Origin of the sequence: Paraburkholderia sp. SIMBA_054, from assembly GCF_046534875.1 — a bacterium.
Taxonomy (GTDB): Bacteria; Pseudomonadota; Gammaproteobacteria; order Burkholderiales; family Burkholderiaceae; genus Paraburkholderia; species Paraburkholderia hospita.
Genome location: NZ_JAWRXV010000021.1, coordinates 158704 through 174966 on the forward strand (window position 1 = coordinate 158704; position 16263 = coordinate 174966).

Sequence of the window (16263 nt, forward strand, 5' to 3'; positions counted from 1 at the left end):
GTCACACCTTGAAGGATCGCGGCAGAGCCTGTCCGTACTTCCGGAACAGCCGGGCGAGATACGACGGCGAATCGAGCCCGACGGCTGCCGCGGCCGTAACGACCGTCACGCCGGGTGTTTGCAACAGAAGCGACGCGTGACGCACACGTTGCAGCGATTGATAGTCGACGATGGATTCGCCCGTGACGTCGCGAAACATTCGCGTCAACGTGCGTCGCGACAGGCCGAATTCATAAGCGATACGATCGAGGCTGACGGATTGATCGAGTGTCGAATCGAGAAACGTCTGGATGTCTCTCACGAGTTCGCGGCGTGCATCGACGGCCGACAATGGCACATGTTCCGGGGTCAATCCCGCTTCGACACACGTGGCGGCCACCATCCTTGCCGTCAGATCCTTGCGATACGCAGCAAGTTCCCCGCCACCGCGGGTATCCGTTTTGGTGGCGAGGCGGACTGCATTGAGCAGCGGTAACGGCGCGGACCAGATCGATATTCGCGCGCAAGAGAGCGTTCTCTGCGCCTTGCGCTCGCAGTAAGCGACGAAATCGCTCGCCACATAGACGGCGACGTGCTCTTGTTGTGCACGGTAGCCGTGCGTGTCGTGCAGGCGCCGCGGCGGCACCACGACGAACGACATCGGCGCCACACGTAACGGCGCTGCATTGGATTCGACGTTGAGGATCAGTTGCCCCGTGCGCGGCAGCAAAAACATGTACTCGTCATGTTCGTGCGGTTGCGTGCGGTAATCGCCGACCGAGACCTGCCGGACATCGGCAACGCGATCTCCGGACAGATGAATATGTGCGGTCGGATAATGCTTCACGTAATCAACCTCAGGTGCGTCATACACGATGCGCCGACGCCAGCCGCAGCGGCGATTTGAAAGCGGACGCATCGATGGAAAACCCAGTATAGCGCTTCAAATCTCCGTGCAATACAACACGAGAAACGAGGTATAGGGACTGGTTCCCAGGGAAAACACGGATACGCGCGGACACCCGTCTGTTGGGCCCAAAGCGCGATTGGCCCGATTGTGTGATTGCGATGGCCCGACAGGCGGCGAAACATCATTTTCGCTTCGGCATGCTGGTCGCACTTACACGCCGGAGCCTGTTTCATGCCTGTTGCAAAAGACCCATCGTCATTGCCGCATTCCCCCACTGTCCCAACCGCATTGCGAACTCGTGGGGACCTGCATTTCGTGCGCGTCTTTCCTGAGGGACCATGCGGCGGCAACCCCGCGCCCGTTGTACTAGATGCCGATGCAATGTCCTCCGACGAGATGAAGGCCATCGCCGCGAGCTACGGCCACGAAAGCGCATTCGTATGCGCGCCGCGCGACGCCGCCAACACCTATCGTCTGCGCTTCTTCGTCCCCCAGCACGAGATGGAGATGTGTGGTCATGCGACACTCGGCGCATTGTGGCTTCTGCGCGGGCTCGGCCGCTGGACGTCCCGCGTCGCGACGCTCGAAACGTTAAGCGGCATTGTCGACGCCCACTTCAACGAAAGTACGCAATTCATCGAAGTGAGTCAGCCCAAAGGCATCGTGCAACCGGTCGAAGACGAATGGCTGCACGCCGCGATATGCGACGTGCTGCGCATCGACGCCGACGATCTGGATTCGCTCGGTATCGTCAACGCCACGACGAGCCGGACGAAGACACTGATACCGCTTCGCTCCCTGCAGCGCCTTCATGCAATGAAGCCTTCGTTCGACGACGTGCAGGCGTTGTGTGAGGCGCTCGGATCGACAGGACTGTATCCGTTTGCAGTCGAAGGAACGTATCCGCTCGATGTGCACGCGCGGCAGTTTCCGCGCTCGTCCGGCTATCCAGAGGATTCCGCGACGGGCATTGCCGCGGCCGCGACACTGTACGGCGCGTTGCACTACAGACTGCTCGCGGATGGCGCATCGGGCATGACTGTGCATCAAGGCTATGCGATGGGCAAGCCGTCCCGCATCGAGGTCAAATTGCGAGACCTCAACGACCCGGACGCGGGCTGCTGGATCAGTGGCGCGGTGGAAAGCACGACGCTGGAGCCGCTGCAATGAAGATCTTCACCAACGAACAGATCGCGGCACGACTCGACGTACGCTCGGCTTCGGACGCAATCCGGGCCGCCTATCTCGATCTGCAGCGCGGCACGGCCGCGATTCAGCCACGCGCACGCATTGGCTTGTCCGACGTGAAGTTCAGTGCAATGAGTGCGATGCTGGGCTCCGCGCAGATCGCGGCGACAAAGATGTACACGACGATCAATGGCCAGTTCCGCTTTTACATCGCGTTGTTTTCGCTAGCCGATGGCGCACTCGTCGCGTTGCTTGAAGGCGATGCAATCACGGGGATGCGCACGGCCGCGACCAGCGCGCTTGCGGCACGATACCTGGCGCGTCCGGCTAGCCGCCACCTGGGGCTGTTCGGCAGCGGTGTGCAGGCCCGGGCTCATGCCGAGGCCTTCGTCGCCGAACGATCCGGTTTGCGCGAAGTGATGATTCACAGTCGTGACGCCGCAACCGCGCATGCTCTCGCCGACAGCCTCGAGCGGCGGTTCGGCCTCGGCGCCCGGGTTGTCGATGCGGATGAGGCCGCCAACGCCGACATCGTCGTGCTTGCAACACGCGCCTCCGAACCGGTGATACGCGGCGAATGGCTTCGACCGGGCGCATTCGTCGTGAGTATCGGCGCGACGCGTCCAGACCAGCGCGAGATCGACGATACATCGTTGCTCGCGGCGTCGCGCATCGTCGTCGACTGGACGCAGCAGACGCCGTTCGAAACGGGCGATCTGCTGCGCCCGCCGCGGGCGTTGATCGAGAGCCGGTCGATAGTGGATCTGTCGTCCGTCATCAGCGCCGGTGAATATCGTGCCCCGGACGCCACCGACATCGTGATCTACAAGGCGGTCGGAATCGCACTACAGGACGCGGCCGTCGCCTATCTGGCTTACAAGCGCCTCGCTTCCTAAAACATATCGTCAATGTCCTTCGCCACGGACAGATTGGAGTCCCTTATGAAACTCCCTCTTACTGCGCGCATTCTTGCAGGGATGCTGCTCGGTATCGCAACGGGCGTCGCCTGTCACGCGATGTTGCCGAGCGCCGACGCCACTCAGGTCGGCGGCTATTTCTCGCTGTTCGCTGACCTGTTTTTGCGACTCGTCAAGATGATCATCGCGCCGCTGGTGTTCTGCACGCTCGTGATCGGCGTAACCAGGATCGGTGATGTTCACGCTGTCGGCCGAATCGGACTCAGAACGCTGGGCTGGTTTCTCGTCGCATCGTTCATCTCGCTCGTGCTTGGCGCGCTGCTCGCCAATTGGCTTCACCCGGGTAGCGCGCTCGGCCTGCCTTTGCCTGCGGCGGCCGCATCGTCCGGGTTGAATGCGAATGCATTGTCGCTGAAGGAATTCGTCGTGCATCTCGTGCCGAGCAGTATTGTCGAAGCGATGGCAAGCAACGAAATCTTGCAGATCGTGGTATTCGCGGCTTTCTTCAGCGTCGGACTCACGACGCTCGGCGAGAAGGCGCAACTCGTCGTGCGTCTGCTCGATCAGGTTTCACACGTCATGCTGAAAGTGACGGGCTACGTGATGGCGCTCGCGCCGTTTGCGGTGTTCGGCGCGATCGCGAATGTCGTGGCGACCCGTGGCGTATCGGTTCTCGTCACTTATGGCCGCTTCATGGGCGAGTTCTACGCAAGTCTGATTGCGCTATGGCTTCTGCTGATATTGGCGGGCGGGGCGTTGCTCGGGCGCAGGGTGTTCGCGCTGGTGCGTTTCATGCGCGTGCCGATGCTTGTCGGTTTCAGCACCGCGAGCAGCGAGTCCGTGTACCCGAAGACGCTAGAGCAACTTGAGCGCTTCGGGGTTCCCAAACGGATCGCGAGCTTCGTGTTGCCCATCGGCTATTCGTTCAATCTGGATGGCACGATGATGTACTGTACGTTCGCAACGCTATTCATCGCGCAGGCGTATGGTGTTCATCTGTCATTCATGCAGCAAGTCTCGATGCTCGCGATTCTTATGCTGACGAGCAAAGGCATGGCCGCGGTGCCGCGTGCGTCACTGGTCGTGATCGCTGCGACGCTGGGACAGTTCAATATCCCCGAGGCCGGGCTGCTACTGATCATGGGCGTCGATCACTTTCTCGACATGGGACGCACGGCGACCAACGTGCTCGGCAATGCTGTCGCTTCGGCGGCGGTCGCGAAATGGGAAGGCGTGCTCGCGCCGTCCTTGCCCGAAGTTATTCCTGATGGCGATGCCGGCAGACACCACAGCGGCGGATTCCGTTCGGAAGATGAAGCGGCCGTCGCGAAAGTGTGACGAGAAAATCGCGCTGCGGGGATTCCGGAAAATTGAGGCCTGTCTCTCAAGCGGGGCGATGTAATCCATGTCGCAGACTAGAAGGGCAAGCTTCAGGAGAGTACGGCGGGAAGCATTTCACTTACCCTTAACCTGCGCTCTCGAGCGGTTTGTAGGCCGATCTGAGAGGTCGATTTTTTCACCGGCGGATTGAAAAAACCGAGCAGCGGCTTTATCAACAGCATCCTTCGAATTGCGGACGGCGACCGACACTCAAAGCTCGCATGCGATCGACACCCTGAGCACTGCCGCGGTCCACGCAGACGCCAGCCTTGCGGTCATTGACCGAAATAAACCGGCTGCATGCCGTCATTGTCCAGATGATGGCGGCTCGCGCGGACGCCGGCTGCCGACGAACCGTTGGCCGCCACACCGCCATAAGCGCTTGAGCCGCCGTTTTGCGCTGCGACGCGCGCTTCGGCCGCCTGAATCTCGACCGGGTAGTTCGCGTCTTCGCCGCGAGACTGGTTGTAGCCGGCCGCTTGCAACTGGACGAGTTCTGCACGCACTTGTGCGCGGGTCAGCGCGGGCGCGTCGGTGCCTGCAAAAGCGGGAGCAGCGATAGCGCTTGCAACGATAAGGGCGGCAAGAATGCGGATCTTCATGATGTTCTCCATCGAGGAAAAGAATTTGGCGAGCGCGTCAGAAGCCTTCATTGCTCCTTTCGCGTAATACGTATTCCGAATCAATTCGATGGAATCATTCCCGTAAGAATGACTCCCATGTCGCCTCAGAACGGCTTGGTCGGCAGATACTTTCCGTCCAGCGTGATCACGGCGCGCGAGCCGCCTTCCGGATCGTCGACCTTCTTGATGTCCAGCTTGAAGTTGATCGCGCTGATGATGCCGTCGCCAAACTTCTCGTGAACCAGCGCCTTCAGCGTCGAGCCGTAGATCTGCACCATTTCGTAGAAACGATAGATCGTCGGATCGGTCGGCACGTCGCCCGGGATGCTGCCGCGCACGGGGATGGTTTGCAGCAGGCGAATGGCGTCTTCGCCGAGTTCGAGCTTGTCGGCCACGACTTGCGCGGCGTTGGCCGGCAGCGGGTGCTGGCCGAGCAGTGCGGCGGTGACGAATGCGAGGCTGAGGCCCGTGCCCTCGTTGATCTGCTCGAATGTCAGATTCTTGCGGACTTTCGCGTCGATGATCGCGTCGGTCAGGGCTTCACGGGGGGCCTGGCTGTATTGGGATTGCGTCATGATGATGCTCCTTGCGATTAAATAAAGTGGAAAAGCAATTGATCAGGCAGCGAGGTTGAGTCGAGCCGGGGTTGCACAAGCATGCGGATGTTCAGCGAGAGAAACGAACTGGTTCGTCGCGCCGTCGAGCGTGTCGATCGAACCAGTTTCGATGTCGTATACCCAGCCGTGCAGGGCCAGATGGCCTTGTTCGAGCGCGAGCCGCACGGAAGGGTGCGTTTTGATGTTCGCGAGCTGGGCGATCACGTTTTCGCGGACCATCGAATCGACCCGATCGCGTTCGCTCTTGTGCTCACGCGCCTCGTTGACGACTTTCGCGGAATCCGCGTAATGCAGCCAGTTGCGCACGGCCGGCATGTGGTCCATGCACTTGCAGGTGGCGATCGCCGTCATCGCGCCGCAATCGGAATGACCGCAAATCACCACATCGGTAACGCCGAGCGCGGCGACCGCGTATTCGACCGTGGCGGTCACGCCGCCTGGTTCCGGGCCGTACGACGGCACGATATTGCCGGCGTTGCGGATCACGAACAGATCGCCGGGTTCGCGCTGCGTGACCAGCTCCGGTACCAGCCGGCTGTCCGAGCACGAAATGAACAAGGTACGCGGGTGCTGGCTCGTGGCCAGCCGCTTGAAAAGCTCAGAGCGCTGCGGAAACGCGTCGCGCTGGAACTTCAGGAAGCCGTCGATGATGTCTTGCATGTTTTGCTCCGTCTGGGGGTTCGTTGAGAACCGATGGACGAAGAATGCGCCGATCGAACTATAGCGTCAAAGACCGGTTTATTATTCAAACTATAGGCAATACCAATAGTTTGGAGGGAAGCCATGCTGTTGCGGCATATCCGGTACTTTCTGGCGGTTAAGGAACACCGCAATTTCACGCGCGCGGCCGAGGCGCTGCACGTATCGCAGCCAACGCTGTCGCAACAGGTCAGACAGATCGTGTCCCTTGAGGGGGCGGCTACAGCCGGTCGCGACCCCGCAGCCGGCTCACCCGACCTGAAGTTTCGGCTTACCATGGTTGGCACTGGTGCGGGCGCTGGTAACTTCGACGGGACGCGCGCGGACGCCCGTCGACTCCCCAGCGCGGATCGCGCGGCGTGACGACCGAGCGCAAAACAAGGAGGGTCCACGATGCACGCACGAAGTGTGAGCCAGGGGCGGCGCGATTTTCTTCGCAGGTCGGGTGCGGTGCCGTCCACGTTGCTGCTGTCGGCGCTCGGAAAAACCGACGAAGGCCGGACCGACGCAGTCTCACCGACGCCTGCCTGCGACGACGGTCACGGACCGACGCCGCGGCAGACGGCAGGCCCGTTCTTCCTGCCGCACTCGCCGCAACGCGCATCGCTGCTCGAACCGGGGATCAATGGAACGAAGATTGTCCTGACCGGGCAGGTGCTGTCGACACGATGCAGGGCGGTGTCCGGGGCTTTGCTCGATTTCTGGCACGCTAATGACGCCGGAGAATACGATGTCGAGGGGTTTCGGCTGCGCGGTCACCAATTCTCCGACAGCGAGGGACGCTATCGCCTCGAGACCATCGTGCCGGGTCTGTATCCGGGACGCACACGACACTTCCATGTGACGTTGCAAGCGCCGAACGGGCCCACCCTCACGACCCAACTTTACTTTCCGGGCGAGCAGCGAAACGCTCGCGATTTCCTGTTTGATCGCCGGCTGTTGATGATGATGGGCGACGACGGCGGGCGCAAGGCAGCCCGGTTCGATTTCGTGCTCGCGTTTGCGTAGCGCAAGTCACGGATTTCGATGGCGCCCGGGATTTCATTCCGGTCAGCCGAAGACGCCCGCATCGAGATCTCTCGTGAAATGCTGTAGCCAATCGCTTTCGTCGCATAACGGGTATTCCTTCGTAACCTGCGTCGATAGCCTGGTTATGCAGACATAGCCCTGTAGACCGCAGTTCTCGTCACTCTTGGGGTCTGTCGTGTCGGTTTCCCGAAGATCGAAATCTCCTTCGGTCAAACCGTTGCGCTGCAGGGTCGCGAGAAAATCCTTGTGTTCATCTGGTTCGATCAGGTGCATGTTCGTCCCCCGATGTGTTCAACGGAGATATCGTCAACCGATGCCAGTATGCTCTCGGCCGCCGCTTTCGGCTCGAGCCGGGCGGACTCGGTATCATCAAACGCGCCGTCGTTGTATAGACTTGAGCTAAGGCGGGGGCGCTCCCCGGCGTTGAGAAGGAGCCAGGTTATGCTGACGCAGCGAACGAAGGACATCGTGAAGGCCACCGCGCCCGTTCTGGCCGAATATGGCTACGCCGTCATCCAGCGCTTCTATCAGCGCCTGTTCGAGACCCACCCTGAACTGAAGAATGTGTTCAACATGGCGCATCAGGAACAGGGGCAGCAACAGCAGGCGCTGGCGCGTGCCGTCTATGCCTACGCGGAGAATATCGAGGACCCCGCGAGCCTGACGGCAGTGCTGAAAAACATCGCCAACAAGCATGCGAGCCTCGGCGTCATGCCGGAGCACTATCCGATCGTCGGCGAGCACCTGCTTGGCGCCATCAAGGACGTGCTCGGGACCGTGGCGACCGAGGATATTGTTTCCGCTTGGGCACAGGCCTACAGCAACCTGGCAGACATGCTGATGGGCATGGAAAGTGAGTTGTACGAAGGCTCAGCGGAGAGGCTGGGCGGCTGGACCGGCTGGCGCACCTTCGTTGTTCGCGAGAAGCGACCGGAAAGCAGCGTCATCACATCCTTTGTTTTTGAACCGGCCGATGGCGGACCCGTCGTCAACTTCGAACCCGGGCAATACATCAGTATCGCCGTGAACGTGCCGGCTCTGGGTTTGCAGCAGATTCGGCAGTACAGCCTCTCGGATATGCCAAACGGACGCAGCTACCGCATCTCGGTCAAACGCGAGAGCGGCGGCGCGTACCCGCCAGGCTACGTCTCCTGCCTGTTGCACGATCACGTCAACGTCGGAGACGAGGTCAGGTTGGCCGCGCCATATGGCAGTTTCCATATCGATGTGAGCGCCAGCACGCCTATCGTGCTGATCAGCGGAGGCGTGGGGCTGACGCCGATGATCAGCATGCTCAAGAAGGCCATACAGGATCCTCAGCGGCAGGTGGTATTTGTCCACGGTGCTCGCAACGGCGCGGTGCATGCCATGCGTGACCGGCTGCGCGAGACAGCCGCGGCGCATGCCAATTTTCATCTGGTGGTGTTTTATGACGAGCCGCTACCTCAGGATACTCAGGGCCGTGACTACAATCACGCAGGCTTCGTCGACGTCAATCTGATCAAGAGTTCAATCCTGTTGCCGGACGCCGATTACTACATCTGCGGACCGATCCCGTTTATGCGCATGCAACATGACGCGCTAAAGGAACTCAGCATCCATGACGCCCGCATTCACTACGAAGTGTTTGGTCCAGACCTGTTCGCCGAGTAAGCACGACTGGCGTAGACCGTATTTAAACTCTCACCGTTATGTGTCAATCCGCGACCACGAGACTGACCGAGGACGGGGGAGTCTTGCAAGACAAGGGTTTCGACCGCGCGAAGGAGCAGTTATCACGGTTAGCGATTGCGACCTTGCCCCAGTTTGGAAGCAGCGCACGCCTCTGTTGCGATAGGGGCCTTATCGCAAACAGCGCCTTTTGCCATGCGGTTCTGGTCAGGGTCGCGACCGCGACTGACAGGGTCCGTAAGTGCCGAGGTGTTTCGTTGGGTACCAGGTGACCGCGACGCAGCGGCGCTTTCGCGGACAAGTCTGTTCTATTCGCGAAATCACAGCTATCGAATTGCGGCCCAGTGACGGCGATCGGGGCTGCATTGGGGCAGGTGATCGCAGTTGCTCCATAGGTCGTATCGACGTGCTCGAAGGCTTGGCGGGCGCTCTATGCAGCGCACAGGCGGCGTGGCCACATTGCCGAGACTACCAATGCACGGATCGCTGACGCAGCCGTCGAAGCTGTTATTCCGGTCCATCGCGATCTGGCGCGCGCAATGTGATCTGTTGCTTCGCCCTGATCAGAAGCCCTGCATTGTGTTCGTCGCATGCGCGATCAAATGCACGGCGCCAAAAATGCACCCTCCAACACATGCGGCGAGAAAGACGGCCACGAAGGGGAGTGCCACGATGTTGATGTTCGCGAAGTCGGCTTCATGCGATGCGCGCTTGCGCACGCCAAAAAATGCCGACAGGACGATACGGATGAGACGAAGGATTTCCATGATGCTGCTCCGGTTGATTTACCTGGACAATCATCGGCGCATCCACGAATCAGAAACAGCAGCAGATTCGCGCTAAACCATGTAAGCAGGGGCGTCAATTCGTCGCACTGAGACGATTTCGAATCTACAAGTTGCTCTTTGACGTTGATCGGCCCACTAACATGGGCACGATTTGGACACGCCAGCACAAGTGCCGGATTTGTGAATCGCCTGGAACTGGGATTGAAAATCGAAGGCGTAATTTTTGACAATGATGGCACGTTGGTTGACAGCGGGTCGCTTTCCGCCGAGGTTATCGTCGGCATCGTGACCGATCACGGCGCACTCGTTTCCTTTGAGGAGGCGCTCGACCGTTATCGCGGTACGAAGCTCGTGGACTTCGCTGGGGCCCTGCTCCGAGATTTCCCGGTGATGGATCTGGACGCATTCATCCGTGCGTTTCGCGAGCGCACGTTGGTCGTCTTCACTACCGTCCCCAAGCCTATGCCAGGTGCGCTCGAACTGGTCTCGCAACTGCCGCTCGCGAAATCAGTCGCATCGAACGGCCCAATGGAACGCATCGAGGAGAGGCGCTGGGCGACAAGCGGTGTTTTTTGCTCGCGCATCGCGGCCAGTTGACGACGGGCGCGTATGCCGAAGAAGCGACGCATCTCGCTGTCTACCTGGAGCGTGCCGTACGCATGCAGGTATGGAGTTCGCGCGTTCGGCCCCATCACGCCCGTCGCGGACGATCTCGCGACCGAGGCGCATGACTATCTGCTCAAGCCGTCGATCGTGAAGGGCACGTTCGATTACTGGTGCCGCCAGGCCGACCGACTGCGAGTATGTGCGGGTGCGATCGGGAATGAACGCGGCGTGGGTAATGGCGCGAGTTGAAGCGCAGTGACGCCAATGTTCAGGCGCGAATGAGCCTGGCGTTCGATAACGCCCTAATGCTACCCCTTTTCAGACGGCTCGGTTAGCTGGTAGAACGCCGTTCAGAGTACCCGAACCGCCCCGACGTGGCCAAGGATGTCAATAGATCGTCCAGATTAGACACCCGGCTTGCGCCCTCCAAGGATACGATTCACTCAAATGTTCTCCCGGCCACGCGTGCCGCCCTGCAGCGTGCTGGTTGCATGTGGCGGACCTCGATGTCGTCGAGTCGAACTAAGCATTTGCCGCGCAGGTCTGCGCTGTGACGCAACTGCTCGAGCTGGAATCCGGCGAACGTGAATCCGGCGAACGTGAATCCGAATGGCTCCGGCATTTCGCTCGGTCATCCGATCGGCGCAACGGGTGCGGTGATCACCGTCAAGGCGCTATACGAGCTCCAGCCTGTCAACGACCGGCATGCGCTTGTGACGATGTTGCATCGGCGGCGTGCAGGGCATCGCGGCGGTTTTCGAAAAGCTGGGCCGCGTCTAAGGCAGTTAAGAGCAAGCGTCTCATTCGAAAAAGATAGGCATCGACGGTACGCGATGGCTCGTGGTCGGTCTCTTCTCCCAATACCGACAACCGACGCTAGACGTCTCGAAATTGGAAGGAGGGATCGATGCATTTACATGGGTGGTGCCGAAGATCGGCGACTGTGCTCTGACAGAAGGCATAGCGAACGATGTGCGTACAACGCAGTTCGCCTTGAATAGCTCGTCTCCTCTCGACTCGAGAGGCAGACACAAGAATGCATACCATCAACTTAATTGAAACACGTTAACCATGACACACGAAACAGAGGGAAAACACGCTGCCCGGCAGAGTAACGGCGAGTGCAATCGCACGAAAAATCAGCGCATTGACGAATTTGGCAAGATGAGTCTCGATCTCGAGCGAAAGTGGGCGTGGACGACGTCAACCAGTCGATATGACTGGATGGATTCTCATGCGCCGTTCGCGTATCTTGATTAGATTTCGACGACCGAAATGCGCTGCGGAGCGGCCATTGAGGTCCCAGATTCCAAACGGCCGTTGAGGGTCCACTTAAGGTCGCTACACAATCGCCGACCTGTTCTGATGGGAAATCAGTCTCGGTCTCACCGAGGTACTTCAGCAACCGGCGGTTCTCTGTGGAAAATTTCGTGCGCTCGCCATCTATAACACTTTTATTCTTGCCCGCAACCGTAGCCCGCCACTCGAAGCCACTGTCTCCGTCGAAGAGTACGTAGGTCGGAATCCCGAGACTTGCTATCGATAGCTTCTAATATTAGGTTTTCTACTCGGCCCTCGTTTGTGTTATTCGGCAGCACGCCATGACGAAAGCAGTCGGCGTCGCAGCGGAAAACTTGTCACCAAAATATTTGTATGTTCAATGTGACCGGTAAACGTTGCCGAATCCATAGCGAGTTGCGTCGATTGCGATAGAAGAGTGGTGAATCCACTACCGGTTTGGATCGTAGTAAGAACACAAACTGAACAAGCGGAGGTGCTGGGCCCTAATGCAGTACTGGCGGACGCCCACCGCCGCCGAAGCGCGATTGTCGATAAAGCAATGCGTAGCCGCCGGACGGACGCAAAACCTAGATGTCCGCTCAGTCCGAGTCAATCGGCTTCGTTCACCGGCAGGATTGCCGCTAGCCGCCCACGCTGCGAGCACAGGCCAACAGACTACGGGTCGTCGTCGGTACGCACCGAGAGTCGCCCCGCGCACTGAAGGCGGCAAAAAGTCCGAATGTTTTACATGCCACGAAAGTTCCAAGTCTCAGGCTCGCAATATTTCTTGATTCCTGAGATCGAAATTGAAGGTGCTTACAGCCTCGAGTGCTTCTTTTCGTCGCAGTGTTTGGCTGCGCGAAAATCGGAAGTGATGGGACAAAAAGGTACCCTGATTCGTCGATCTGGCGTGTGCAAAGCGCGATGGCGATATGGCTAAGTTTCATCTAACGTAGAGCTAAGGTCATCCGCGTACGCTCGTGCATCGCCAGTTGTTCGTGATGTTCGAGGGCAGCGAGGAGATTGCTGAGCAGAGAAACGCGACGCTCATCGTGCCTTAGGTCGCGGCTCCACGGGGCGGCCGAAGTTCTATGAAATTACCGCATGAATATCCTGTTCGACCCTGCGCGGCAGCGACTGATACGTGAAGTATTAAAAAAAGCTTTCATTTTTCAAAGTCTATTGCACGGCCATTCAGTGGCGTCTCTGAGTCTATTGCTCAATTTTTGCGGTCTATTGTGCAGGGACACTGATCGGACGGACTCCGCGAGGATTTTTCCTTGAATTATTGAACGCGCAGTCATAAACTGCGGTGCATGACCGATAACACTGCACCCCCGCGCGCGAGCGCCGGCAAACCGGAGGCGGCGTGCCCGCGCGGCCGTCCGCGCGAATTCGATACGGCCGCCGTGCTTGCTGAAGCCGGCAAGGTGTTCTGGCGCAACGGCTTTCACGCGACATCCGTCGACGATCTCTGCAACGCAACGGGCGTGCTGCGCGGCAGCCTGTACGGTGTGTTCGGCGACAAGCACGGCATCATGATGGCCGCGCTCGACTATTACTCGGAAGGGGCGATTGCCGGCCTCGTCGAGCGCCTGAACGCAAATGTCCCGCCCGATGTCGCGCTGCGCAATGCGCTGCTGCACCACACGCGCACCACGTCGACGCTGACGGGCTGCTTCATTACCAATAGCACGCTCGAACTGCAACCCGACGACGAAGCGCTGCACGCGAAGATCCGTGGGATCCAGCGGCGCATCGTCACGCTGCTCGCGGCGGCCGTGATCCGCGGCCAGGCTGCGGGCGTGTTCAACAGCGACCTCGATGAAAAGGCGGTCGCCGATTTCCTGCTGTGCATGACACAAGGCCTGCGTGTGCTCAACAAATGCAAGCGCAAGGAAGACGAGCTGAAAGCAGTCGTCGATGTGGCGATGCGCGCGCTCACCTGAAATTTTTTTCTCGAAATTTTGAACGATCAGTCATGAATGATAGATGCATGAAAGCGTCGGGCGTGAGTTTGCCGTCCGCATCCCGCCCAGGCGTCGACAAGCCGGAGCCGCGCGCCGAAGCGCAAGGGCAGCAGCGCTTCGAGCGGCAAGGTCTCGCGCTGACCGTGCTGTTCGTCGGCGCCTTTCTCGCGCCGCTCGACTATTTCATCGTCAATCTGGCGCTGCCCGCGATCCACACGGGCTTGAACGCCAGCGACGCGCAATTGCAGCTGATCGTCTCCGCCTACGCGTCAGCGTATGCGGTGTTGCTGATCACGGGCGGGCGGCTCGGCGACCTGTTTGGCCGGCGGCGCATGTTCATGACGGGGATGGCGGGCTTCGTCGTCGCGTCGGCGCTGTGCGGCTTCGCGCCGAATGGCCACGTGCTCGTGATCGCGCGCATCGTGCAGGGCATGGCGGCCTCGGTGATGGCGCCGCAGGTGCTCGCGACCGTGCGCGCCGTCGTGCCGCTGCATCAGCAGACTCGCGTGATGGGCTTTTACGGCTTCGTGTTCGGACTCGCGTCGATCGTCGGGCAACTGGGCGGCGGCGCGCTGATTACGTACCAGCCGTTCGGCCTCGACTGGCGCGCCATCTTTCTGATCAACATTCCCGTCGGCGTGCTGGCGTTTATCGGCGCGTGGAAGTACGTGCCGGAGAATCAGTCGGCGACGCGTGAGGGCGTCGATCTGAAAGGCGTCGCGCTGCTGTCGCTGGTGCTGATCCTGCTGATCTATCCGATGACGCACGGCCGCGAAGCCGGCTGGCCGTGGTGGACCTTCGCGATGTTCGCGCTCGCCGCGCCTGCGCTTGCCGCGTTCATCGCCGTAGAGCGTCGCGTCGAGCGTAGCGGCGGCAGCCCACTCGTCGATCTGCAATTGTTCCGCAATCCGGCTTTTTCGACGGGGCTCGTGCTCGCCTTTCTGTTCTATTGCAATAGCGCATTCTTTCTCACGTACGGTATCTATCTGCAGACGGGCTTGCACTGGACGCCGCTGCAATCCGGCATCGCGATCATGCCGTTCGCGCTCGGCTTCGTCGCCGGGCCGCTGACGTCGCCCGCCGTCGTGCGGCGCATCGGCGGTCATGTGCTGACGCTCGGCTTCTCGATGATGGCGGTCGGTTTCTCGGTGACGGGCTGGGCCGCGACGCACGCTGCGCTCGGCACACTGTTCTACGCGGGGCTCGTTCTTGCCGGGGTCGGGCAAGGGCTCGTGTTGCCGTCCATCATGCGCATCGTGCTCGGCGAAGTGGAACCGGCGAAGGCAGGGCTTGCGTCGGGCGTGGTGACGTCGACGCTACAGATCGGCTCGGCGTTCGGCACGGCTGCCATTAGCGGCGCGTTCTTTGGCGCGTTGTCGGCGAACGCGTCGGCGGCGGGCTATGCGTATGCGTTCCAGCGTAGCCTCGCGATCAATGCGGTATTGATGGTCATCTGCATTGCGCTCAGCGTGACGTTGGTCCGGCATCAGCAGCGCGCTTCTCTGCGCGCGATCAAAGCGGCTTAGGGAAAATCCCGAGCGGCTGCATTTTTGTATTTCGACAGAACAAAAATACACGTGAAAATCGTCGGATAACGTTTTCACTGTTTAGAGTCATACGATTGCAGTCACGGTGTATTGCGCATTGCAACTAATCTTTCCCGTTCAGCAGTGATGCGCTTATTCACAGATGACACTGGTTAATCGCGCAGCATAGCTTTTAAATCCGTGATAACGCGCAGATGTCAGCATCATGACAGCGGGTGATCGGGCGTATTTACGTATACCCTGAACACGCCGCCTAAACTTCGCTCTGAATCGTGCTGCGCGACAACATGCCGCCCTTCCCGGCAGGCGATTGCCGAACTAAACAAGAACGAACGAACGTTCGCGATATCGACCGGTCTATTTCGTTTTTGCTGCAAACGCTTCCAATAAAAATTACTTGCTGTCGAAATATTCAATTGTTAATCTTTCCCCACTCTTAATAATTCGTTGGATCGCGGTGCGTTTATGGCAGTGAATTTTCAGCCAGCCTAATGCTTATAACGGGGACAACCATGCTGACTGCTACTTTCGACGCATTTGACACGACGCAAACGGTGCAAGTCATTGTCGGGGACGTGGTGACGCTCAAAACGGGCGGACCGCGGATGACGGTAACTTATGTCGGTGCGATTGCCCGGAAAACGGGTGAATGGCTCGTTTGCCAATGGTTCGATGACCATGGCGAATTGCGGCAGGAAACTTTCGCGCAGGATGAGGTGTGGCGGCAGCCGCGGTCGATTCCGGCCGGGTTGGTGCATAAGTTTGTTCGTGGTGCGGCGGTTTGAATTTGGCGCCTTTGCGGCGCGTGCGGTGCCGTTGTGGGTTTGCCTTTTCGCTGGCATCCGCGCTTTGTTAGCTTGCTTCAAGCGTTGCCCCTGTGCGGGCGGCATTTGGTTTGTCTGCGACGGCTGGTTGGTTTTCTTGGGTTTGTGCCGGCATCCGCGCTTTGCCTTCGCGCTTCAAGCGTTGCCCCTGTGCGGGGCAATGCTTTCAACTTAAGCCCCACTTCATCAAGCAAGTTTGTACGCGAGATGGCAGTGGGGCTTCGCTTTTCTGGG

The 16263-nt window shown here is 59.5% G+C and carries 15 protein-coding genes and 3 pseudogenes; 12 read left to right on the plus strand and 6 right to left on the minus strand.

Annotated elements, in window-relative coordinates:
- Position 1: 1 nt before the first annotated feature.
- Positions 2–853, minus strand: coding sequence for a helix-turn-helix domain-containing protein (locus tag SB822_RS25370; RefSeq protein ID WP_410855889.1), 852 nt, complete (start codon positions 851–853; stop codon positions 2–4).
- Positions 854–1120: 267 nt separating this feature from the next.
- Here SB822_RS25370 and SB822_RS25375 point away from each other — a divergent pair, with 267 nt between their 5' ends.
- Genes SB822_RS25375 through SB822_RS25385 form a run of 3 tightly spaced genes read left to right on the plus strand, consistent with a single transcriptional unit; the run spans position 1121 to position 4332 of the window.
- Positions 1121–2059 carry a PhzF family phenazine biosynthesis protein gene (locus SB822_RS25375; RefSeq protein WP_410855890.1) on the plus strand — a complete coding sequence of 313 codons (939 nt, stop codon included), beginning with the start codon at positions 1121–1123 and terminating at the stop codon, positions 2057–2059.
- Complete coding sequence (locus tag SB822_RS25380) at positions 2056–2973, plus strand: ornithine cyclodeaminase family protein (protein WP_094297529.1); 918 nt, start codon at positions 2056–2058, stop codon at positions 2971–2973. The genes SB822_RS25375 and SB822_RS25380 overlap by 4 nt, the downstream gene beginning before the upstream one ends.
- Before the next feature lie 45 nt (positions 2974–3018).
- Positions 3019–4332: a dicarboxylate/amino acid:cation symporter gene (locus SB822_RS25385; RefSeq protein ID WP_410855891.1), complete on the plus strand. Its 1314-nt coding sequence runs from the start codon at positions 3019–3021 to the stop codon at positions 4330–4332.
- Between the two features lie 317 nt (positions 4333–4649).
- On the opposite strand, the gene SB822_RS25390 is transcribed toward SB822_RS25385, so the two are convergent.
- The 3 genes from SB822_RS25390 to SB822_RS25400 form a co-directional block, all read right to left on the minus strand.
- Positions 4650–4976: a DUF4148 domain-containing protein gene (locus SB822_RS25390; RefSeq protein ID WP_051058294.1), complete on the minus strand. Its 327-nt coding sequence runs from the start codon at positions 4974–4976 to the stop codon at positions 4650–4652.
- Positions 4977–5101: 125 nt separating this feature from the next.
- Complete coding sequence (gene cynS, locus SB822_RS25395; protein ID WP_410855892.1) at positions 5102–5572, minus strand: cyanase; 471 nt, start codon at positions 5570–5572, stop codon at positions 5102–5104.
- Positions 5573–5614: 42 nt separating this feature from the next.
- Positions 5615–6274 carry a carbonic anhydrase gene (locus SB822_RS25400; protein ID WP_007745916.1) on the minus strand — a complete coding sequence of 220 codons (660 nt, stop codon included), beginning with the start codon at positions 6272–6274 and terminating at the stop codon, positions 5615–5617.
- A 123-nt stretch (positions 6275–6397) separates the two neighbouring features.
- Here SB822_RS25400 and SB822_RS25405 point away from each other — a divergent pair.
- A pseudogene (locus tag SB822_RS25405) lies at positions 6398–6512 on the plus strand (LysR family transcriptional regulator); the annotation flags it as partial.
- A 263-nt stretch (positions 6513–6775) separates the two neighbouring features.
- Positions 6776–7321: an intradiol ring-cleavage dioxygenase gene (locus tag SB822_RS25410; RefSeq protein ID WP_410855893.1), complete on the plus strand. Its 546-nt coding sequence runs from the start codon at positions 6776–6778 to the stop codon at positions 7319–7321.
- A gap of 42 nt (positions 7322–7363) precedes the next feature.
- Here the strand turns inward: SB822_RS25410 and SB822_RS25415 are convergent, their stop codons facing one another.
- Complete coding sequence (locus tag SB822_RS25415; protein WP_007745907.1) at positions 7364–7615, minus strand: hypothetical protein; 252 nt, start codon at positions 7613–7615, stop codon at positions 7364–7366.
- Between the two features lie 48 nt (positions 7616–7663).
- Between SB822_RS25415 and hmpA the strand changes: the two genes are divergently transcribed.
- On the plus strand, positions 7664–8995 hold the full coding sequence (gene hmpA, locus SB822_RS25420; RefSeq protein WP_279633765.1) for an NO-inducible flavohemoprotein: 1332 nt from the start codon (positions 7664–7666) through the stop codon (positions 8993–8995).
- Positions 8996–9576: 581 nt separating this feature from the next.
- Here the strand turns inward: hmpA and SB822_RS25425 are convergent.
- Positions 9577–9780: a DUF2970 domain-containing protein gene (locus SB822_RS25425; protein ID WP_007745903.1), complete on the minus strand. Its 204-nt coding sequence runs from the start codon at positions 9778–9780 to the stop codon at positions 9577–9579.
- Positions 9781–10002: 222 nt separating this feature from the next.
- Between SB822_RS25425 and SB822_RS25430 the strand changes: the two genes are divergently transcribed.
- The 6 genes and pseudogenes from SB822_RS25430 (at position 10003) to SB822_RS25455 (ending at position 15990) form a co-directional block, all read left to right on the plus strand.
- Positions 10003–10398, plus strand: coding sequence for a phosphatase YieH (locus tag SB822_RS25430; protein WP_410855894.1), 396 nt, complete (start codon positions 10003–10005; stop codon positions 10396–10398).
- Positions 10347–10656, plus strand: a pseudogene (locus tag SB822_RS25435) (class II aldolase/adducin family protein); the annotation flags it as partial. The gene SB822_RS25430 and the pseudogene SB822_RS25435, both read left to right, overlap by 52 nt.
- 203 nt (positions 10657–10859) lie before the next feature.
- Positions 10860–11187: pseudogene (locus SB822_RS25440) on the plus strand (acetyl-CoA C-acyltransferase); the annotation flags it as partial.
- 1817 nt (positions 11188–13004) lie between these two features.
- Positions 13005–13637, plus strand: a complete 633-nt coding sequence (locus tag SB822_RS25445) for a TetR/AcrR family transcriptional regulator (protein ID WP_079488336.1) — start codon at positions 13005–13007, stop codon at positions 13635–13637.
- Between the two features lie 47 nt (positions 13638–13684).
- Positions 13685–15184 (plus strand): MFS transporter, encoded by a 1500-nt coding sequence (locus SB822_RS25450; RefSeq protein ID WP_009770761.1) that lies wholly within the window; start codon positions 13685–13687, stop codon positions 15182–15184.
- Between the two features lie 533 nt (positions 15185–15717).
- Positions 15718–15990: a YodC family protein gene (locus tag SB822_RS25455; protein ID WP_086918427.1), complete on the plus strand. Its 273-nt coding sequence runs from the start codon at positions 15718–15720 to the stop codon at positions 15988–15990.
- The last annotated feature ends 273 nt before the right edge of the window (positions 15991–16263 follow it).

Coding starts and splice junctions, on each gene's coding strand:
- SB822_RS25380 (WP_094297529.1), top strand. CDS start 2,056: ATGAAGATCTTCACCAACGAACAGATCGCGGCACGACTCGACGTACGC.
- SB822_RS25455 (WP_086918427.1), top strand. CDS start 15,718: ATGCTGACTGCTACTTTCGACGCATTTGACACGACGCAAACGGTGCAA.
- SB822_RS25400 (WP_007745916.1), bottom strand. CDS start 6,274: ATGCAAGACATCATCGACGGCTTCCTGAAGTTCCAGCGCGACGCGTTT.
- SB822_RS25450 (WP_009770761.1), top strand. CDS start 13,685: ATGAAAGCGTCGGGCGTGAGTTTGCCGTCCGCATCCCGCCCAGGCGTC.
- SB822_RS25375 (WP_410855890.1), top strand. CDS start 1,121: ATGCCTGTTGCAAAAGACCCATCGTCATTGCCGCATTCCCCCACTGTC.
- SB822_RS25425 (WP_007745903.1), bottom strand. CDS start 9,780: ATGGAAATCCTTCGTCTCATCCGTATCGTCCTGTCGGCATTTTTTGGC.
- SB822_RS25385 (WP_410855891.1), top strand. CDS start 3,019: ATGAAACTCCCTCTTACTGCGCGCATTCTTGCAGGGATGCTGCTCGGT.
- SB822_RS25415 (WP_007745907.1), bottom strand. CDS start 7,615: ATGCACCTGATCGAACCAGATGAACACAAGGATTTTCTCGCGACCCTG.
- cynS (WP_410855892.1), bottom strand. CDS start 5,572: ATGACGCAATCCCAATACAGCCAGGCCCCCCGTGAAGCCCTGACCGAC.
- SB822_RS25445 (WP_079488336.1), top strand. CDS start 13,005: ATGACCGATAACACTGCACCCCCGCGCGCGAGCGCCGGCAAACCGGAG.
- hmpA (WP_279633765.1), top strand. CDS start 7,664: ATGCTCTCGGCCGCCGCTTTCGGCTCGAGCCGGGCGGACTCGGTATCA.
- SB822_RS25390 (WP_051058294.1), bottom strand. CDS start 4,976: ATGAAGATCCGCATTCTTGCCGCCCTTATCGTTGCAAGCGCTATCGCT.